Origin of the sequence: Flavobacterium sp. JP2137 (assembly GCF_050562195.1) — a bacterium.
Lineage (GTDB): Bacteria > Bacteroidota > Bacteroidia > Flavobacteriales > Flavobacteriaceae > Flavobacterium.
This window is the reverse complement of sequence record NZ_CP191647.1, coordinates 306,234-327,104: the sequence shown is the minus strand read 5'-3', so window position 1 is coordinate 327,104 and position 20,871 is coordinate 306,234. Positions and strand designations below refer to the sequence as shown.

15 protein-coding genes are annotated in these 20,871 nt (G+C 45.6%); 5 read left to right on the top strand and 10 right to left on the bottom strand.

Annotated elements, in window-relative coordinates; translation table 11 throughout:
• Positions 1–19: 19 nt before the first annotated feature.
• Genes pbpC through ACQZ43_RS01390 form a run of 3 tightly spaced genes read right to left on the bottom strand, consistent with a single transcriptional unit; the run spans position 20 to position 8,381 of the window.
• On the bottom strand, positions 20–2,377 hold the full coding sequence (gene pbpC / locus ACQZ43_RS01400) for a penicillin-binding protein 1C (RefSeq protein ID WP_430614051.1): 2,358 nt from the start codon (positions 2,375–2,377) through the stop codon (positions 20–22).
• A gap of 55 nt (positions 2,378–2,432) precedes the next feature.
• Complete coding sequence (locus tag ACQZ43_RS01395; protein WP_430614050.1) at positions 2,433–7,916, bottom strand: alpha-2-macroglobulin family protein; 5,484 nt, start codon at positions 7,914–7,916, stop codon at positions 2,433–2,435.
• Between the two features lie 24 nt (positions 7,917–7,940).
• The gene (locus ACQZ43_RS01390) at positions 7,941–8,381 is read right to left on the bottom strand and encodes a nucleoside deaminase (RefSeq protein ID WP_430614049.1); all 441 of its coding nucleotides are present in this window, start codon (positions 8,379–8,381) and stop codon (positions 7,941–7,943) included.
• An 84-nt stretch (positions 8,382–8,465) separates the two neighbouring features.
• On the opposite strand from ACQZ43_RS01390, the gene ACQZ43_RS01385 reads away from it, so the two are divergent.
• The 3 genes from ACQZ43_RS01385 to ACQZ43_RS01375 all read left to right on the top strand — a co-directional run bounded on the left by ACQZ43_RS01385 (position 8,466) and on the right by ACQZ43_RS01375 (position 12,266).
• A complete protein-coding gene (locus tag ACQZ43_RS01385; protein WP_430614048.1) occupies positions 8,466–10,235 on the top strand; it encodes a 1-deoxy-D-xylulose-5-phosphate synthase in 1,770 nt (589 codons plus the stop codon).
• Entirely contained in the window at positions 10,226–11,470 is a 1,245-nt protein-coding gene (locus ACQZ43_RS01380; RefSeq protein WP_430614047.1) for a DUF3078 domain-containing protein, read from the top strand. The genes ACQZ43_RS01385 and ACQZ43_RS01380 overlap by 10 nt, the downstream gene beginning before the upstream one ends.
• A 97-nt stretch (positions 11,471–11,567) precedes the next feature.
• Entirely contained in the window at positions 11,568–12,266 is a 699-nt protein-coding gene (locus ACQZ43_RS01375) for a porin family protein (protein WP_430614045.1), read from the top strand.
• Here ACQZ43_RS01375 and ACQZ43_RS01370 read toward each other — a convergent pair.
• From ACQZ43_RS01370 to ACQZ43_RS01355, 4 genes are all read right to left on the bottom strand, one after another.
• Positions 12,254–12,871 (bottom strand): hypothetical protein, encoded by a 618-nt coding sequence (locus tag ACQZ43_RS01370; RefSeq protein ID WP_430614044.1) that lies wholly within the window; start codon positions 12,869–12,871, stop codon positions 12,254–12,256. The two genes, ACQZ43_RS01375 and ACQZ43_RS01370, sit on opposite strands and share 13 nt — an antisense overlap.
• Positions 12,872–12,944: 73 nt before the next feature.
• Entirely contained in the window at positions 12,945–14,402 is a 1,458-nt protein-coding gene (gene rpoN, locus ACQZ43_RS01365; RefSeq protein WP_430614043.1) for an RNA polymerase factor sigma-54, read from the bottom strand.
• A gap of 125 nt (positions 14,403–14,527) precedes the next feature.
• Positions 14,528–15,961, bottom strand: coding sequence for an asparagine--tRNA ligase (gene asnS, locus ACQZ43_RS01360; protein WP_430614042.1), 1,434 nt, complete (start codon positions 15,959–15,961; stop codon positions 14,528–14,530).
• A gap of 209 nt (positions 15,962–16,170) precedes the next feature.
• Positions 16,171–17,421 carry a PKD domain-containing protein gene (locus ACQZ43_RS01355; protein ID WP_430614041.1) on the bottom strand — a complete coding sequence of 417 codons (1,251 nt, stop codon included), beginning with the start codon at positions 17,419–17,421 and terminating at the stop codon, positions 16,171–16,173.
• Positions 17,422–17,624: 203 nt separating this feature from the next.
• On the opposite strand from ACQZ43_RS01355, the gene ACQZ43_RS01350 reads away from it, so the two are divergent.
• Positions 17,625–17,951: a DMT family transporter gene (locus ACQZ43_RS01350; RefSeq protein WP_430614040.1), complete on the top strand. Its 327-nt coding sequence runs from the start codon at positions 17,625–17,627 to the stop codon at positions 17,949–17,951.
• A 77-nt stretch (positions 17,952–18,028) separates the two neighbouring features.
• On the opposite strand, the gene frr is transcribed toward ACQZ43_RS01350, so the two are convergent.
• Genes frr through ACQZ43_RS01335 form a run of 3 tightly spaced genes read right to left on the bottom strand, consistent with a single transcriptional unit; the run spans position 18,029 to position 20,164 of the window.
• Entirely contained in the window at positions 18,029–18,592 is a 564-nt protein-coding gene (frr, locus tag ACQZ43_RS01345) for a ribosome recycling factor (RefSeq protein WP_430614039.1), read from the bottom strand.
• A gap of 14 nt (positions 18,593–18,606) precedes the next feature.
• Positions 18,607–19,317, bottom strand: a complete 711-nt coding sequence (gene pyrH, locus ACQZ43_RS01340; RefSeq protein WP_430614038.1) for a UMP kinase — start codon at positions 19,315–19,317, stop codon at positions 18,607–18,609.
• 46 nt (positions 19,318–19,363) lie between these two features.
• The gene (locus ACQZ43_RS01335) at positions 19,364–20,164 is read right to left on the bottom strand and encodes a patatin-like phospholipase family protein (protein ID WP_430615567.1); all 801 of its coding nucleotides are present in this window, start codon (positions 20,162–20,164) and stop codon (positions 19,364–19,366) included.
• Between the two features lie 62 nt (positions 20,165–20,226).
• Between ACQZ43_RS01335 and ACQZ43_RS01330 the strand changes: the two genes are divergently transcribed.
• On the top strand, positions 20,227–20,826 hold the full coding sequence (locus ACQZ43_RS01330; RefSeq protein WP_430614037.1) for a thioredoxin family protein: 600 nt from the start codon (positions 20,227–20,229) through the stop codon (positions 20,824–20,826).
• The last annotated feature ends 45 nt before the right edge of the window (positions 20,827–20,871 follow it).

The window sequence follows — 20,871 nt, the reverse complement described above, 5'->3', positions numbered from 1 at the left end:
CATCGCCTCATCGCATCAGTTACTTCCCATTGACATAAATTTCAATCGCTTTTTCGTTGCCATGCGTATCGGTAATACTCAGTATATGCGTTCCGGTAGTGGTCTTTATTTCAAATTCGTGAAAGTTGGTTGTCGCGCCCAGGTATTGGTTGTCCAAATACCAAAACAGGGTTTTGTTGCCGCTAGAAGCTGCGGCTTTGGCGACAAAAGGTTGTAGGTTGGAATGAAAGTCCTTGGTTCGATAGAGCGTCATTTGATGTTTGGGATAGATAAAATCTAACTGTGCGGTATTTTGCGCCAGGCAATCGGCTCTAAAAGGAGGCAGATCGATGTAGTTAACGTGGTAGTTTTTATAGTAAAAAGCCTGTATAGGCGGTATTTGAAACCACGATTTATTGCGTATGTTTTCGATGGATTCACAGCTGCTGTTTACGCGATATTGCTCGTTGGCGTCTAAGTGCACCAAAAAGTGGTAGGGACAGCTTTTGGTCTTTTTGGCTCGGGCTACGATCCAGCCTTTTTTGCTCGGGCAGTATTGTTGGGCCAAATACCCGCTTTCCACACAGATATCCGCTTCTTCCAAATCGTTATATGGAGTGTCAAACCACGGGCTTCGCGGCAACAGATTAAACACGTCAAAGAGTATGGGCGCTGCGCTGCTAACGCCGGTTAGAGACGGTCTGCCTTCGCCAGTGGCATTGCCGACCCAAATGCCAACGACATAATCTTTATTGACTCCGATAGCCCAGCCGTCGCGATTTCCAAAACTCGTTCCGGTCTTCCAGGCGATTTGCAGGGAGGAGTCATAAAACTTCCAAGCTTCGTCTCCTTCGGGCCTGTTGACCTCTCGCATCGCCTCAAAGGTTTGCCAGATTGCACCAGCGCCCAAGCCCGTTTTTTGTACCGCTTCTGTGCCGAAGTCGGTGCGGATGGCGCTGTTCCAGTTTAATGCGGTCATTTCGTTTTTGCGGTATTTTCCCTTGCTGCTGACAAAGTAATTCAGGGTCGAAGACATTCCGGCATAGGCCTGACACAAATCCCATAAACTGCTTTCGGCACCGCCTAAAATCAGCGATAGCCCGTAGTGATTGGGGTGTTTGTTGATGTGTCGCAGTTGCAGTTTTTGCAGCTGTTCGTAAAAGCGATAGACCCCGTAATCCTGTAGCATGAGCACCGAGGGAATGTTGAGGGAGCGCGACAAAGCCCTGTTGGCCGGTACGGCACCCTCATAGCTCAGGTTGTAATTCTTGGGACTGTATCCGGATATTTGAGTGGGTACATCGGGAATTAGGGTTTCGGGCAGCAGTTCTGCTTCGTCGATTACGGCAGCGTATAGAAACGGTTTTAAGATGCTGCCGGTACTGCGGGCTGCCTGTATGATGTCTACGTCTTTTTGATGCGCGGCTGTTGTCGGCGCATTGCCGATATAGGCAACGGTGTTTCGCGTGTTTACATCGATCACCAAAATCGCCAAATTGTGGATTTCCGATTGACTGTACAGGTTGTGATAGTTTTGTGCGAGTTGATTGGCCCGGCGTTGCACCTCGTAATCCAAGGTGGTTTGTACGCGTTGCTGCGGTGTTTTTTTGGCCACCTGCGTCAATAGGTGTGGTGCCAACTGCGGTAGGGGATGTGGCTTTTGTGGCAGCGGTTCTTCTAGGGCTAATTCGTAGGTTTGTGCGTCGATGACGTGATTGCGGTGCAATTTGAGCAGCAAAGCATTTCTCTTGGCCAAGAGGATTTGTTGGTTTTTGCCCGGGTAAATCAATTTTGGCGCATTGGGCAATACGGCTAAGGTGGCACTCTCTGCCCAAGAGAGCTGTTGTGGGGAAACCCCAAAATACCGCCACGAAGCCATGTCCAAGCCCACTACATTGCCGCCAAAGGGCGCTTGAGAGGTATAGAGGGTTAGTATGCGGTCTTTGCTGTAACGAAACTCCAAGCGGGTCGATTGGATCGCTTCGATCAGCTTTTCAAAATAGCTCCGCTTCTTTCCGTCTCGTGCCAAGCGTATGGTTTGTTGGGTTAGGGTACTGCCGCCGCGAACGACTTTGCCCGCTCGTATATTTTGAGCAATTGCCTTGGCTATCGCAACGGGGTTTATGCCCCAATGTCGGTAAAAGTGCTCGTCTTCAAAGTAGCGTATACTCTGTTTAAACTTATGAGGTATGCTGTCTTGTTCGGGAAAGCGCCATTGCCCATCTCGGGCTATTTGCGCGCCGAGTAAATAGCCTTCGCGACTTTCGATTACCGTGGAATACGGCTTGTCAAAAAGCGGCTTGGGCAAGCAAAAGTAATACGATATCAAGAGCGCCAAAAGCAGCAGGCTTTTGATCTTGTGGCGTTTGATAAAAGGGGGAATTGCGGCTGTTTTCACAGTTTATTTAGGGTTAAATGACACCGGAACTCCTAGGAGTTCCGGTGTGTTTATTTTACTTGACAACTTCTACCCACATACCTTGGGTTCTGCTGGAATAATTGTGGTCATACATCGCCTCGGCCTGAATGCCCGGCATGTAATAGCGGCCGAGATACGAGGCGTTTAAAACGATTTTAAACCTCTTAGCGGTATTGGCGGGCAACGAGAAGTACAAGTTGGTCCTGTCGTCTCGTATGTCGGTATGGTCCACTTGGTTGGCAGACTCGCCCACGTCGGTAAAGCGCAGATTGGCAATTTCCCAACCCGAAGGCACGATTTGAGTCAGGGCAACATTGTCTACCCTTCTGTTGGTCGCATTGGTAATGGTGATCTCACAGCTGAATTCACTGCCCTGCGTTATCGTTTGCGGATAGATGAGCTGGCCGTTGCTGTTTTTAAAAGCCGACTGGATTACCAGGCCGTTTTGCTGTACCAACTCTTCCCCTACAGGCAAAATACCGCTGTAGGCAACTCGGGCGTATAAGGTGCTTTTGGAATTGTTTTTAAACGCTATGGTATTGCCTTGGTTGGAAACGCTAAGGCGTTGATCGATAAAGGCCTTTTTGGTTTTAACCGTTTCGGTTTTACCTCTGTAAGTCGTTTGCAAATCAATGCCGTCGGCACTGTTATTGCCTTTGGCGTAAAGGGCAATTGCATAGAGTGAATAGGCCGAAGTCTGGGTGCTCATCCATCTCGAAGACGAGAGGTTTTTGGCAATTTCCAAGGCCAAGCGATGTGCTTTATCTTTTTGTCCGAGCACTAAATACGTTTCCAAAGCCATGGCTTGGTTGCGTTCCGGCGAACCGTAATAATAGTAATTGTCCATGCCGTCTAGGCTGGTGTTGGCCATCAGTTTTTCGGCCGCACTCTTTTGTCCGGCTAGGGCATAGGCCGCAGCCAAGCGCAGCTTGGATTCGTTGGAAATGCCTTGGGTTTCTCGCAGTCGATTCATCGCTGCCAAATCCGGTGACCCAGCCAGGGCTAAGGTGTAGAGGCGATAAGCTTGTGCAAAATCATTTCTATATCGGGCCTGATAGCGCCATTGCCTTGCCGTTTTCTGTTGGAAACTCAGCCAGTTCGACTTGCTGTTGACCGGTAGTATAAAGCCCTTTTTCTCGGCTTCTATAAAGAAATGACCGATATAAGAGGTGGACCAATCGTCGTAGTATTTGGACCCAGACCAGTACGTAAACCCACCATCGGACAATTGATTTTGTTTCAATCTATTGATACCGGCAGCCACGTTTCTTTGGACGTTGTCCTTTTGTTCTTTGGTCAATTCCATAAAATCGGCCAAGTACAATTGCGGGAATACGCCAGAGGTAATTTGCTCGGAACAACCGTGTGGATAGGCGATCAAATAATTCAATCGCGAGCTCAAATTGACTCCCGGAAAACTGGAAATCTCCAATTGGGCTTGATTGGAACCGGTTTCCCCAAAGGAAGTCCAATCCAAATGAGCCGTCTCATTGGGTTCTATGACGATGTCTTGATTTTTATACGTTCGCGGATTCGGATTGGCCACCTGCATTTCCACTTCATAGCTGGCTTTCTCCTTACCGGATGTCGCTTCGATGACTATTTTTGTTTTTCCACTGGTCTTGCCGACTTCTAATTCGAAGTAGACGATTTTTTCGTCGGGTTGGGTGAAACTCACGCTTTGCGTAGCATTGCCTAGTAGCTGGAATTTACCGTCTACTTTTACGCGTACGCTAACCTGCTTAATCTGGGGCTCTGTGGCAAATACCGTAACGGGCAAAGTAACTTTTTCCGTCGGTACCGCTTGTCTAGGCAAAGAACCTAGAATCATCAAAGGACTTTTGATTACTGTGGTCTTTTCGGCACTGCCATAAGCCATGGTCTTGGCGTTCGAAGCCACCACCATGGTGCGCACCGAACCGATGTATTTGGGCAGGGTGATTTCGTGTGTGGCTCTCTTGCCCTTTTCGAGTTTAAAAGGCCCCATATAAATGACTACCGGCTTAAAGCGGTTGGCTTTTTTGGCCTGTCCTCCTCCTAAGTCCTCGTCACCCCCAATGCTGAATACCTGATTAATCGTACCGCCAAAGGCGCCGATAACCTCATTGTATATGTCCCATGTTTTAACGCCCAAAGCGGTTTTGGAGTAAAAGTTGCTCCAGGGATTCGGGGTTTTAAAGCGCGTCAAATCCAACAAGCCATCTTCTACAACGGCTATGGTATAGGTCATTTCTTGACCCGTAGCTTCCTGAATTTGGATGTTCGCTTTTTGCTCCGGTCTCAGGGTTTCGCTCATCGTAATCACGGGTTGCAGTTTGGTCTCTTTGTTGTGTACCGTTATGGGAACGATCCCGTACAAGCGAATTGGCGAGTCGTTAACCGTAGAGGCATGTGGTTGTAGCAAAGTGATGTTGAGGTATACGTTTGGAGCCATTTCCTTGCGAATAGGCAGCTTGAATATCGTTTCGCCCTTAGTGGTTTTTACCCAGTGCGTTTCCAATACCTCTGTACCCGTTTCTACCGAGATTAAGGCCCGACCGCCTTCGCTGGAAGGGAAGGAAATCTGCGCTTCTTCTTTGAGGTTGTAATCGGTTTTATCGGTGGCGATATTCAATACGATGGCCTCGGCATTGCCGTGGTCTTTGGTTTTTCCAGACCAGATAGGCCAGTCGATATACAAGTCTTGAGACGCGATGTGACCACTGGATATATCCGTGGCTACTATGCGGTAACGCCCCCAGTCTGCTTCGGCCACGGTCAAATCAAATTGACCTAAGCCCGAGGCGTTGGTTTGTATACGCGTGCTGAAATACGTTTTGTGGTTGTTCGATGCGCTGTAGTTCGACATATTGTCGTCTGAGGCATCCCACCACCAATTCCAATTGACCTTATACACGTCTATCTGTACCGCTGCTTGGGCTTTTCTATTGCCGCTTTCCGTAACGCTAACCACGTTAAAGGTGTTTTTGGTGTCGGTTTCCAGCATGCCGTACTTATTTCCCTTTGGCGCGGCTATACCCACATAGGATGTGTAGGGCGAATAGGAAGAAGTGGAAACGTCGGTGCTAAAATCACCGCCGTTTTCGTGTATTTTGGTCACCAAAATCATTTTTAGCATACCCGAATTTTCAAGGCTGCTCTCCGGTTTTACAAAAAAGGAGAAGTTACCAGCATCGTCGGTTTTACCGCTAAACAGATTGAGTTCTATAGGCGATTTGGATTGAAAACTGTTGGTAAAGGTGTATTTTTCAAATCCCTTGAATTGGGTGTCTTGAGGTACCAATTTCGCCTGTACCTCGGCTTTGAGGTTTTTGGCGATGGCGCCCTGTAGCCAATTGATGTTGAAATTGATGCGCGAACCCGTGGAGGCAATCAATTTCCCCTCCATGTCGTTCTTGATCTTTAAGCGATTGGGCTTGATCGTTTCAACCTTGATCTGCTTGTAAAATTTGGCCCCACCTACGCTGATTACCGCTTCCCAATTTCCAGTAGGTGCATTCTCGGGAGTGGATAGGGTAAAGCTGTAGTGGTTGTCTTTGTTTTTCGATTGGATCTTTTGTTCGGAAACCTTTCCAAAGGGATCCGACAGTTTTATCTTAATCGGGTGATTGTCCGGTAGGGGGTTGGACAAGTCGTTTAGGATAAAGCCAACGTGAATCAAATCGCCCGGTCGCCATACGCCGCGTTCGGTATAGATAAACCCGTTGAGGCCTTTTTGTAAACTCACCCCATCGACGTCAAAGTTGCTCACCGCCAAAGCCAGACCGTCGTCGAGTTTGACGTAGGTGGTGTGGTTGTCTTTTTTGACGATGACAAAATATCCTTTTTTGTCTAAGTTAAAGTGTGCCAGTCCATCGGTATTGGTTTCTATAGTGGTGAGCAATTGCTGTTGGTAATCGTATATCGCTATAGAGGCATTGGATACCGGTTCGGTGGTAATGATGTTGTTTACCGCAAAGAAATACGAGTTGTTGAGCCCTTTTTTGACCATTACGCCCAAATCACTGGCCAATATATTGGTTGCAACCTTGGTGTCGTAGTAATAGGAGTTCGAGCAGGGGTCGTCTTTTTCTTCCCAGTTGTAATCGTAGTAATCGTAATAGTCGTCTTCGTCCCAGTCTTCTTCCTCCGTATCGTCTTCCGCTTCCTCTGTTTGCTGAGCGTCTTCGCCATCGGTGGTTGCACAATGAAAAAGCGAGTAACTCTTTTTAAAAGAAAACTCGATGCGGTAAATCGCTCCGGGTTCGGGGCGTATTAACGAGGATATATCCAAGGCATGTGTGCTCCATTTTTTTAGAGAAGACAGGTTGCCCGTAGACAGGTCTATGGTTTGTTTGGCTATGGGAGCCGCTACTTTGCGCAGGTTGTACTTGCCATCTAATTCGTTGTCCTGTAAAAATTGCAAGACGTTATTTTCAAAAATCTTGTATATTTTAACGTCTACCGCCTTGAGGTTGGTCACCTGGAAGTTGACTTTTAAGTTTTCCGAACTCGGTAAAATCGTGCCGTTTTTGGCCATTTTTACCGCGGGTTTCTGCTGTTCAAACAACAATTTAACCGTAGTGGTTTCGGCGGTTTTCTTGCCGTATACATTTTCTATGCCCTGGAAGAGACTGATGGGGATTTCGCCGTCAAAAGGCGTATCGCTAAAGACCTTGATCGAGTTTCCGTCGACGCTAAACTTGATGTCGTCGGTGTGCTCCAGTGCGATGAGTCCGCTAAAATCCTGATTTCTTTTAATCGGATCGGAAAAGTTGATCCAAAACGACTGATTGCTGTCGTCACTGATTTTGGTTTGTATGATTTTAAAGCTGTTCTTGGCGGGTATGGCCAGTTCTATACTGCCTTTTTGATCGATTTTCTGTGATTTTCCATCCCATTGAACCGCTAGGGTGTTTTCGGTAGCGCCTCGCGGTATGCTGTCGATGACAAAGGAAAAGAATCGGGCTTCTTCGGTTTTGCCGATCAGTTTGACGCGGTTTTTAACCGATCCGGTCTTGGCCGTAATCAATTCGTTGGCCTGCTCGGTAGACATCCAGTCGCTGGTGGTTATGGTACCGTTTAAAAAGTAATAGTTTTCGCCCACCGATTGAAAGTCCCAGGTTTCCACGGCAAAATCCATCTTGGTCGTCTTTACGGTAAACTTGAAGTCGCGCAGCTCTTTGGGAACCTCGCTGATTTTCGACAGGTGGAACGTCACCTGATACTCCTGGTTTTGATCTAATTTCTTCTCGGGTATAAAACTCAAGGAGTTGTTGGCCAAATAGACGATTTTCCCCGAAACTTTGGGCGAAATGCTGAATAGCTTTTCATCGATTTCTTGATTGGCTTTCCATTGGTCGGTATGAGCTTGTAGCCCCACTTGAATGGGATTTTTGGTAGATATTAAACCCGAGGTATAACTCGTGATGTGATCCTTGAATAAAGAGGGATCCGAGTTGAAGTCTTTAGACGATTTTTTACAGGCTTGAAAAACCGTTAAACCAATCACCAGAAATAACCATAATTTTAATTTCATAGCACTACTTTATATTAAACAATTTTATCTTTTTCCCTTGAAGAAATGAGTCATCAATTCGGCACAACGCGCCTCGAGCACGCCGCTTTTGACGGTGGTCTTGGGGTGCAATTGTCCGCCCATACTCCGATAGCCGCGCTTGTGGTCTGCCGCGCCAAAAACCACTCGGGGAATCTGACTCCAATACAGGGCGCCGGCGCACATGGCACAAGGCTCTAAAGTTACGTATAAAGTGCAGTCTTTTAAGTATTTTCCGCCTAAAAAATTAGCGGCTGATGAAATTGCTTGAATTTCCGCATGTGCTGTAACATCTCTTAACAATTCGGTTAAGTTGTGGGTACGAGCGAGGATTTGATTTTGAGAAACCACCACGGCTCCTACGGGGATTTCGCCTTGGTCAAAAGCCGTTTGTGCTTCGCGCAAAGCCATTTCCATAAAATATTCATCGGTAAAGAGCATCTCCATAGGCTTAAATTCTGTAGGTGTTACATTAAGGAAGATCAAAAGTAAAAACAAAATTGTAATTTTGTCTTTTTATTCTAGGAAAGCATGTCAAATAAAATAATGTCAAAGATCAATAGTCCCGAAGAGTTGCGCGAGCTTCCGCAATCGCTTTTGCCCGAATTGGCTTCCGAGCTGCGGCAGTTTATCATCGATGTCGTCTCGGTCAAGGAGGGGCATTTGGGGGCGAGTCTCGGGGTGATGGAATTGACCTTGGCCTTGCATTACGTTTTTGACACGCCTCGGGATAAATTGATTTGGGATGTGGGACACCAGGCTTACGGACACAAGATATTGACCGGTAGGCGCGATGTGTTTGACAGCAACAGGAGGAAAGGGGGACTCAGCGGTTTTCCCAAGCGCGAAGAGAGCGCGTATGATGCCTTTGGAGTAGGTCATTCTTCGACTTCGATTTCCGCCGCTTTGGGCATGGCTTTGGCCGCTCAGATTCAGGGTGATTTTCAACGGCAGCACATCGCGGTAATCGGCGATGCCTCGATCGCTGCGGGTATGGCCTTTGAAGGCTTGAATCACGCGGGGGTAACCTCGGCGAATTTGTTGGTTATTTTAAACGACAACGCCATCGGAATCGACCCCAGTGTCGGTGCGTTAAAGGAGTACCTCACCGCGGTAAAAACCGGTAAAAACCACCGCGACAACAACATGATTAAGTCGTTGAATTTCGATTATACCGGGCCTATAGACGGTCATGATTTGCCCCAGTTAATCGCGGAGCTGCAACGCTTAAAGCAGCTCAAGGGTCCGCGTTTTCTGCATTTGATTACCACCAAGGGCAAAGGCTTAAAACAGGCCGAGGAAAACCAGGTGCGCTACCATGCACCGGGTAAGTTCGACCGGGTTACCGGCGAGTTAACACCTACAGACGAATCGGGCTTGGCGACAAAATATCAAGATGTCTTCGGATTGACCTTGGTCGAGCTTGCCGCTCAAAACCCCAAGATTATTGGAATTACTCCGGCCATGCCTACGGGGAGCTCGATGAAGTTTATGATGGATGCGTTTCCCGATCGGGCTATAGATGTGGGTATAGCCGAACAACACGCCGTAACCCTCGCTGCCGGCATGGCTGCAGATGGGTTGGTGCCGTTTTGTGCTATTTACTCCACTTTTTTACAGCGCGCCTACGACCAAGTGATTCACGATGTGGCGCTACAGCGCTTGCCGGTAATTTTTTGTCTGGATCGCGCCGGATTGGTCGGTGAGGATGGTGCTACCCATCAAGGGGTATTCGACATCGCTTATCTAAACTGCATTCCCAACCTGATTATTGCCGCTCCTTTAAATGAACTGGAGTTGCGAAATCTGCTCTATACCGCTCAACTGGGATTGGACAATCCCATAGCCATTCGCTACCCTAGAGGTAGAGGGGTGTTAAAAGATTGGCAAAAACCTTTTGAAAAAATTAATATAGAAAATATTCGTAAATTAAGAAAAGGCGATAAATTTGCCTTCCTTTCTACCGGTACTATAGGAAATAATGTGAGTAAAGCTTTTGAACAGTCGAATTCGCCCTTAGGAGCCCACTACCACTTTCCCGTAATCAAGCCGTTAAACGAAAGGGAATTGCATCGAATTGCGCAAACTTATAGTCATATATATACGATAGAAGAAGCGTCGGTTCAAGGGGGATTTGGCAGTAAAATCGCCTGTTTTATCGCGGAATTTTACCCAGAGGTGCGCGTAAAGATTTTGGGAGTTCCCGATTCCTTTATAGAACACGCTGCTGTTGGGGAACAAGAAGCGGAATGTGGAATAGATGTACCTTCGGTACTTCAGATTATAAATACATGGAAATAGTGAGGCATAAAGGTTGGTTTGTATGGGGTCTTTTATCGGTGATGCTGGTGTGTAGCAGCAGTGCGGGGGCAGCGCTTAAAGCCACGTCTTGTCGGACGGTTTTAAACGATACCCTGATTGCGACAGATACGGTGCTCAAGCAGCCGACCTCCTTGAGAAACCCTTTTAATCCGCTGATGGATTTGCAAAAGGCAGATAATTTTGGCTATGATGGGGTCGGGTCTAAGACGATCACGATACACTATAACGACTCGGCCTCCCTACCCTTTTTTAGGCCGGTGATTTTTGTGCCGAACAACCAGCCCAAATTCAACATACAACCCTTGGATCTGTTTCCGCAAAAAATAGATTTGAGCTTTTTACCGGTTAACGATACCGTTATCGGCTATTGGGAAAAATACAACAGATTGGGCTTGGACATCAATCAGATTTCCTTTGTCAATTGGAGTGCCGGAGGGGATAACTCGGTTTCGGGTTTGTTCAAGGGCGATTTTAAGCGCAAATACGTCAAAGGCCGTCTAAATTGGGAAACCGAATTGATATTGCGGTATGGATTGAATCAGCAAGAGGGCAGGGAGTCGCGTAAAACCGACGACGCCTTCCAGCTAAACTCCACTTTTGGGTATAAGTCTTCGGCGATTTCCGATTGGTATTACACGGCGAAGTTCAGTTTTAACACCCAATTTGCCAACGGGTATTCCTATCCCAATACCGATTTGCCGATTTCCAAACTCTTTGCACCGGCCTATTTGTTTGTCGGGGTGGGGGCGGAATATTCACTACCGCATCGCGGTGTTACGGTTTACTTTTCTCCATTGACCTTGAAATCTACTTTTGTCGCCGATCAGCGCTTGGCCGATCAAGGGGCATTTGGTGTGGATAAGGCGATTTACAACGAGCATAACGAGGTGATTCGTCACGGTAAGCGATCCAAGTCGGAAGTCGGGATTTTGGTCTCTAACCAATGGAAGAAAGAGATTTTTAAAAATATTTTTATCGACCATCGATTGAGTTTATACTCGGATTATTTTAACCGTTTCGGCAATATCGACATCGATTGGCAGCTGAAGTTGGATATGAAGATCAACCAATATGTTCGCGCCAATGTCGGCACGCACATCATCTACGACGACGACATCAAAAACAAAATCGAAGTGGCTGGAGTACAAGTCATCGAGGGACCGCGTTTTCAAATTAAGCAAATTTTGGCCGTGGGCTTGGTGTATGTTTTCTAGGGCAGTTGTTTTGCCTGCCGTTGGCTGGGATGCCGCTGTGATTTCTGCCAAAAGCTAATATTTTTTCACTACTTTAGTAGCGCTAAAAAACCGCAGTATGTTTCAGAAGATTATCGTTGCAGTTATACTTTTATTCGGCGCAGTTGCAGGGGCACAAGAGCTGTTGCAGCAGCCCGTGGAAACAGATACGGCCAAGGTGTATGATACCAAGTATCGGGAAGATCAATTTTACGTGGGTATTACCCATTCGATTTTACAAGACAAGCCGCCGGGTTTTAGTCAGCGGTCGCTTTCCTTGGGTATACAGGCGGGTTTTTTACGTGATTTTCCCATCAATGCTGCCCGAACTTGGGCTATTGCTCCCGGTATCGGCTACTCTTATTTGAATTTACACCACAATTTAGCGCCTTTTGACGGTGTCGATTTTCCCTCTCAAATCTTGAAGGAATACGACCGCAATACCCTGTCGTTGCATTACTTGGATTTTCCGTTGGAAATACGCTGGCGAACTTCTACGCCCGAAAGTCATAAGTTTTGGCGGGTGTATACCGGTTTTAAAGTGAGCTATTTAGTAGCGGATAAAGCGGTAACCAAAAGCGATTTAGCCGATTTCACCCTTAAAAACAGTGCGGATTTAAACCAATGGGTATACGGCGTTTATTTGTCGGCGGGATTTAATACCTGGAATATCTATATGTATTACGGCTTGAATTCGGTCTATAAGAATCAAGTAGTGCCCGAGAGCAACAACAAGGTAAAAGCCTTTAATGCCGGATTGATGTTTTACATCTTGTAAAAGGCGATATACCAAAAGGCGAGCTGTGGCAGCAAGCCGACCAAAAAACCATAGACGATTTCGGAAGAGCGATGGGCTTTGAGATAAAGCCTGGAGCTCGCTGTAAAACCCAAGGCGATCACCAGGGTATTGAGGATAATCGTATTGGGCATATAGTACTTTATCGACAACAAGGTGAAGAAGGTAATACAGCCCGTTAGAGAGGCTACGTGCACGCTAAATTTCTTTTTGGCATAGATACTCAACAACAGCAATACATAGCTGTAAATCGATCCCCAGATATAGATATTGAACTCGTAGGTTCGATTGTGTTGCAGTACGTAATCCTTTAGGATAATCAACAGGAGGATGTAAATCAGTATGGGTACTACCCGTTCTTTGGCGCTGTCTATCATGATTGAGGATTTGAGCAACCGCATCGAGCGCAAAAAGTAGTAAAGGGTAATGGGCAATAAAAAGGTCATGATCAGCACTTGGCTAAGGGTAATCATGATTTCCAGGCCGTTAAAAAAATCTTTAGTGAGCAGGAAATAGAGGCTTAGGGCCAATATCGGTATGACGATTGGATGAAAAAAATAGGAGAAAGACGCTAAAAATCTCTTCATCAATGGTTTATTTTTAAACGCGGTGTCTAAGTCGTACCGCAGCGCAGTAATCGGCAGTACACAGCGTTGAACACTATATTTTTTTGCGCATACGCGCCACGGGTATATCCAATTGCTCGCGGTATTTTGCAATGGTTCTGCGCGCAATAGGGTATCCTTTTTCCTTTAATAAATCGGCCAATTTATCGTCGGGATAAGGCTTTTGCTTATCCTCGTCGGCGATGATGTTTTGCAATATTTTTTTGATTTCTATAGTCGATACCTCTTCGCCCTGATCGTTGATCATGGCTTCGGAGAAAAAGGTTTTAATCAATTTGGTACCGTAGGGTGTTTCGACGTATTTGCTGTTGGCCACTCGGGAAATCGTAGAGATATCCAAACCGATTAAATCGGCGATATCCTTTAAGATCATCGGTTTTAATTTGGTCTCGTCGCCGTCTAAGAAGTACTCCCTTTGGTATTCCATGATGGCGTTCATCGTTACAAACAGCGTTTCCTGACGTTGTTTAATCGCTTCGATAAACCATTTGGCTCCATCCAATTTTTGCTTGATAAACTGTACGGCATCGCGTTGGGTGGTCGACGGTTTTTCGGCGGTTTCCTTATAGGTTTGGAGCATTTCCTGGTAGTCTTTGGAAATGTGCAGTTCCGGTGCATTTCGCCCGTTTAGGGAGAGTTCCAAATCGCCTTCTACGATTTTTATCGCAAAATCGGGAACCACGTGCTCCACGGCTTTGGAATTGCCGGCAAAAGCACCTCCGGGTTTGGGGTTTAGCTTTTCGATCTCGTCGATGGCTTTTCGGAGTTGCGACTGGCTAATACCGTATTTCTGCAACATCTTGTCGTAGTGCTTTTTGGTAAAAGCCTCAAACTGATTCTCGATGATGTCCTTGGCTAAATCGACCGCTTCACTAGGCGTTTTGTGGCGAAGTTGCAGCAGCAAACACTCCTGTAAGTTTCGCGCACCAACTCCCGCTGGTTCCAATTCATGAACGATGTGCAACACGCGTTCTACGGTTTCCTCATCGGTATATATGCCTTGGGTAAAGGCCAAATCGTCGACGATGTCTTGAACCTCGCGACGAATGTATCCCATATCGTCTATACTACCCACTAGAAATTCGGCTATACTGCCCTCGTAATCGTTGAGGATAAAGGTATTTAACTGATTGATCAAATCTTGATGAAAACTAACCGAGGCAATGATAGGCGCTTCGTAGTCATCGTCATCTCTGCTGTAATTGTTGGCTTGGAGTTTATAGTCTGGCGTTTCATCATCGCTTAAGTATTCATCGATATTGATGTCTTCCGTGTCGATTCTTTCATTGTCATAGTCGTCGTATTCCTCGTTCGAAAACTCATCGGCTTCCACGCTGTCTTCTTTACCTGTTTCAAGCGCTGGATTTTCTATCAACTCTTCCTTGAGCCGTTGTTCAAAGGCTTGTGTAGGAAGCTGTATCAACTTCATCAGTTGAATCTGTTGAGGAGATAGTTTTTGAGAAAGCTTTAATTGTAGGTTTTGTTTAAGCATATACTAAGATAAGAAATAATAAGATTTTTCAGAATAAAAAAAGTTTACTTTATACAAAAACTTATTTCATCAAAAGTAATAAAATATCTGTATAAAGTAAACAATTTAACAAAAGGTATTGCGTCTTAGAACTCCGCGTTTTGGGGTGTTCTCGGGAATGGGATTACGTCTCGGATGTTGGTCATGCCCGTTACAAACAACACCATTCGCTCAAAGCCTAAACCGAAACCACTGTGTGGTGCGGAACCGTATTTGCGGGTGTCTAAATACCACCAAAGTTCTTTTTCGTCGATTCCCATACTTTGCATGCGCTCCACGAGTTTGTCGTAGCGCTCCTCTCTTTGAGAACCTCCTACGATTTCGCCAATCCCGGGGAATAGAATATCCATAGCGCGAACCGTTTTTCCGTCGTCGTTCATTCGCATGTAAAACGCTTTGATGTCTGCGGGGTAATCAAAGAGGATTACCGGACACTTAAAGTGTTTCTCCACCAAAAAGCGCTCGTGCTCACTTTGTAAGTCTGCGCCCCAAGCGTCGATAGGGTATTTGAATTTTTTGTTTTTATTGGGTTTGCTATTTCTCAAGATATCGATGGCCTCGGTATAGCTCACGCGTTTAAAGTTGTTGTCCAATACAAAGTTTAACTTGCTGAGCAACGACATTTCACTGCGTTCGGATTGCGGCTTGTTTTTCTCGTCGTCTGTCAATCGTTGATCGAGAAACTTTAAGTCGTCGGCGCATTTCTCCAAGGTGTATTTGATGATATACTTGATAAAGTCTTCGGCCAAGTCCATGTTTTCATCCAAGTTGATAAAGGCCACTTCGGGCTCGATCATCCAGAATTCGGCCAAATGGCGTGAGGTATGCGAGTTCTCTGCGCGGAAAGTAGGTCCAAAGGTATATACCTGTCCCAAAGCCATGGCGTAAGTCTCGGCTTCCAATTGACCCGAAACGGTCAGGTTGGTCGCTTTTCCAAAGAAATCCTCGCTGTAATTAACCGATCCATCCTCGTTTTTGGGGATGTTGTCGAAGGGAAATGAAGTGACATGCAACATTTCTCCTGCTCCTTCTGCGTCTGATCCCGTTACTATGGGCGCATTGAAATAGTAAAAACCCTGCTCTTGAAAATACTTGTGTACGGCAAAGGATAAAGTGCTTCGAACTCTCATAATCGCACCGAATACATTGGTGCGTATTCTCAGATGCGCATTGTCTCTTAAAAACTCTAAAGAGTGTTTCTTGGGTTGTATCGGGTATTTCTCCGGGTCGGAATCGCCTAAAATAAGCAGTTCATTGACTTGGATTTCCACGTTTTGCCCCGATCCTTTGCTCTCTACTAAGGTTCCCTTAATGGAAACAGCAGCTCCAGTATTGATTCTTTTTAATAATTCTGAAGGAAATTTTTCGAAATCTACAACACATTGAATGTTGTGAATGGTAGATCCGTCATTTAAAGCAAGAAATTGGTTGTTTCTAAAGGTTCTCACCCATCCTTTTGCTTTGACTTCGTGCAGCGTATTGGTGCTGTTGAGTAGGTCAATAACTTTAGTGTGTTTCATCGTCGACTTTTATATTTAAAATAAACTAGATTTATTTTTTTTGATAATCTAAAATACCCGCAAAGATACTAAAAAAGAGACCATTTTTGTCGGTCGGCGCAATTTATAAGCGCGATTTGCCCTTTTGTTGCTGTGCGCTGCGGTGTCGGCTGTGTCGCAATCACAGAAACAGCCCGTTTGCTGTACTTGCAGTCGGGCTGTGGGTGTTTTTATCTCTTGATAAACGGCAGAGACCTTGGACCGTCTTTTAGGTGCATAATCAAATAGTAGCTACCGCTAGACAACTTTTGTAGGTCTATGGTGTAAGTGGTAACGTTGCGCTGGTAGGTCGGCTGTATGGCTTTGCCGTTGTTGTCGATTATGCTGAGGTTGGCAAATACCTCGTCTGTGTTTAGTTCGATGTAATCACCGGCGGGAACGGGATATAGAAAGCTCGTTTTGTCTGAAAAGGCGGTAATCGACAAGCTGCTAATGACCAAGGTTTTTTCCAAGGTCACCGTTTTGCCGCATGTAGTCGCTTTTAACGTTACGGTGTAGGTGCCGTTTTGGGTGTAGGCATGGGTGGGGTTGGCTGCGGTAGCGGTATTGCCGTCACCAAAGTCCCATAAATAGGTTTGGCTGTTTGTCGACAGATTGCTAAAAGCCACCTCGTTGTTGTTTAGGGTATAATTGAATTGGACCACCGGGTCGTAATCGTAAATTTTCCACTGTCTCAGGTTGTCAAACACCACTTGTTGTACGGCGTTTTTAATCGCATTGATTGTCGAATTGGGCAAACCGCTGTTATACGTGGCGCTATTCGGCGTTTTTTGGAAGAAAATGCTGTAAAAGGTATAGGCAGCAGCCATGGATCCCGCTAGGGAAGGATGCGATTCATCGGCGGAATACAGGTCGATTTCGGGATGATTGGTGATCAAATAGCGCCAAACTGCGGCTACGGGTGCCAATATGCCTCGGTTGTCGGTAGCCATAGTTGTATAGCGCTGCTGCAACAGGTTGTCCATGCCTAAATAGGTGCAAAGTGGCGTCCAAAAAGCGCAGTTGGCGGGGTCGCCATTTTTCCTGCCCCAGGTCATGTAAAACGCAACCTGCGCACAGGGATTGTACTGTCTGATTTTGTCGCTCAATGCCGTGGCATAGGGATATACTTGACGGACAACATCTGCGTCTGGAAAGGCCGGGAGTTGACTTTGCTCTTGCAGTACTACGTAATCCCAGTTGCCCTGTGCCAGGGTGCTGGTCACTTGTGCGTTATTGGCATGCTGCTGTAAGGTGCTGCCGCCGGGCGTGTGTTGCGCATAGGTAAACTGGTCGCCGGCAGAGGTGGCGATGAGCTTGGTCAACTCGGGTATGTTGTTGGTATTGGTATAACTGTTGCCGATAAAAAATACTTTTTTGGTCGACTGTGCCTCAATGAGCACCGTACTCAGTAAAGCGAAGATTACGTAAAAGGGTTTCATAAGTTGTTTGTTAGTTTGTTTTTGTGGCAACAAATATGTTAAAATTTATTCGGTATTAAAATAAATATCGTAACTTATTTTTATATAGTGCAGTTGTTTGGATCTAATACTGGATTGTTGCAAACAATTGCAGTGGTGTAATTTATTTTGGAAGGGGATAGGAGCGCAGTTGGCGACGAGTTCAGTATATTTGCCAAAAAAATATGAATTGGGTTTTATTGATTATCGGCGGTTTTTTTGAAGTGGGATTCGCCTCTTGCTTGGGCAAGGCTAAGGAAACGACCGGAACGGCTTCCGCCCTGTGGATGGGAGGTTTTTTTGTGTGTTTGGCGATAAGTATGTTTTTGTTGTACAAGGCTACGCAAACCCTGCCCATAGGAACCGCTTATGCGGTATGGACCGGAATTGGGGCAGTGGGAACCGTACTTGTGGGAATATTTATCTTTAAGGAACCGGCTGATTTTTGGCGGGTATTTTTTGTCACTACCTTAATCGCTTCGATTATTGGACTTAAATTTGTTTCGAATTAAGACTTTAAAAAAGGCTACGGTGACCGTGCGATTTACAGTATACAAAAAAATCCGCTATTCAGCGGATTTTTTGGTCTTTATACTTTCATGATTTCCGCTTCTTTAACGGCGAAAATCTCGTCTATTCTCTTGATGTAAGAATCGGTAATTTTTTGGATGCTTTCCTCGGCTACCTTACAGATGTCTTCGGAAGTACCGTCTTTTTCCAATTTTTTAATATCCGTATTGGCGTCTTTACGAGCATTGCGGATACCGATTTTGGCGTCTTCGGCCTCGGTCTTGGATTGTTTGGCCAGGTCTCTTCTGCGCTCTTCTGTCAGTGCGGGAATATTGATAATGATGTTTTCACCATTGTTCATCGGGTTTAAACCCAAATTGGCAATCATGATTGCCTTTTCAATCGGTTGCAACATGCTTTTTTCCCAGGGAGTTACCGCAAGGGTTCGCGCATCTGGTACATTGATATTAGCTACCTGCGACAGGGGAGTCGGAGAGCCGTAGTAGTCAACGAAAACACCTCCCAGCATTTGTGGAGTTGCTTTTCCAGCACGGATATTTAAAAGTTCTTTCTCTAAGTGGGCGATAGTGCCCTCCATAGACTCCTTAGTACTGGCAATAATAAAGTTTATCTCTTCAGTCATAACTTTTTATTCTATCAATTAATATTTACTGTGGTACCTATAGTTTCTCCTTCGCAAACTTTAAGTAAATTGTCTTTTTTATTCATGTCAAATACAACGATGGGCAACTGGTTTTCCTGGCTTAATGTAAAAGCGGTGGTATCCATAACGTTGAGTCCCAATCTCAAAACATCGTCGAAAGTGATGGTTTCATATTTTACGGCGTTCGGGTCTTTCTCTGGATCGGCAGTATATACACCGTCTACGCGTGTTCCCTTTAGAATCACATCGGCATTGACTTCAACACCTCTCAATACCGCTGCGGTATCGGTGGTGAAATACGGATTTCCCGTACCGGCGCCAAAAATCACTATACGTCCCTTCTCCAAATGGCGAACGGCTCTTCTCTTGATATAGGGTTCGGCTACGGCCTCTATCTTTAATGCGGTCTGTAAACGGGTCAACATCCCTGCTGCTTCCAAGGCACCTTGCAAGGCCATACCGTTGATTACCGTGGCCAACATACCCATATAGTCGCCTTGTACGCGATCCATCCCTTCACTTGCTCCAGCGACTCCTCTAAAGATGTTTCCTCCGCCGATTACGATGGCGATCTCCACTCCTTTACTGTGTATTTGTTTTATCTCTGCAGCGTATTCTGCTAACTTCTTTGGATCAATACCGTATTGATTTTCTCCCATTAAGGCTTCTCCACTTAATTTTAGTAGAATTCTTTTGTATTTCATTGAAAGGATGATTTTAAGATTGTGCAAATATAGACATTATCTGTTTTTATAGAATAAGATTTTGAAAATTATGCTTTTTCTCTTCATAGGTCTCTTTGGCGGCCAAATAACCGATCTCATAAATCTGATCCATGCGAAGGCGATTGCGCTCAAAAGTCGAGTATTCTGTGAGGGCTTTGGGTTCTATAATCCAATCGCAAAGCTGTATTTTTTGGTAGTTGTTTAACGTGGTCATCAGTTCGTAAGCCCGTGCGGTTACCGATTTTATAGACGTGAGATGCGACTCCTCAATTTCCTGTAACGGACAAACGTTGACGCCGATGATATAATCGCAGCGCCCCTGTAGTATGTTGGAGGGAAAATTGTTTAGAATTCCGCCATCACTATACCAACGGTCCTCGATTTTAAAAGGCGAAAACACGCCGGGAAAGGCACTGGAGGCCAAAAGGGCGTCGGCAATCTTGGTTTCTGGACTGAATATTTTTAATTTGCCGCGAACGATGTCGGTGGCCGTGATGAATAGGGGAATCTCCAAATCGGATAAGAGGTGATCTTTAAAAACCTTGTTGAGGTATTTGTGAAAGGCATACGCATCCATAATGCCCGCTTTCTTGATGGTGAAGTGGTGCCAGTTAAAGATGTTTACCGATTTAAAAAACTCCAAAATCTCCGGTGGTTTGATGCCAAAGGAGTAAAGTCCCGCTACTATCGAGCCCGCACTGGTGCCCGCTATCATCTGCGGACGAACTCCCTTTTCTTCAAAAAACTGTAAAACGCCCGCATGCGCTATTCCTTTATAACCGCCGCCTGACAGGACTAAACCAGACGTTAATTGTTGTTCTTCCATTTGAGATCTGCCTTTTGGAATGGATATTTGTTCTATATTTGACTGCATAAATGTACTATAAAATGAAAAACATTATTACACAAAGCTTGGAAAAAAGCTATACCTACCAACAATACAGAACTTTTGTTACTACTGCCTTAGAAACCGATCCGAGTATACTGGAATTGCAGGAAGATTACTTGCCTTATGCTGAGCTCAATGAGGTTCGAATGAATCGCTTGGATAAAACCGTGACCATAGATACGGAAATCCAGGCGAAGTTACAACAATTAAAGGGAGCTTATATTTGGTTGGTGCTTTCTGAAAGCTGGTGTGGTGATGCTGCTCAGGTATTGCCCGTAGTCAATAAAATGGCCGAAGCGACAAAACAAGTTGATTTGGTCGTGGTGTTTCGAGATCAAAACAACGATTTGATGGAAGAATTCCTAACCAATGGCGGTAAGGCAATTCCCAAGCTCATCGTTTTGGATAAAAATACCCTAGAGGTTTTAGGCGATTGGGGACCTCGACCTTTCGGCGCTCAAAAAACGGTGGACGACTACAAAGCGGAACACGGTCAATTTGACGATCAGGGTATAGTGGTGCTGCAAAAGTGGTATGCCAAGGACAAAGGGCAGTCTGTTCAAAGGGAAGTACTCGAATTGATGAACGGGCTAAAATAGCCGCTCTTCAAAAGGCCTAAAGAGGAATTTTGACCCGATTTAAAA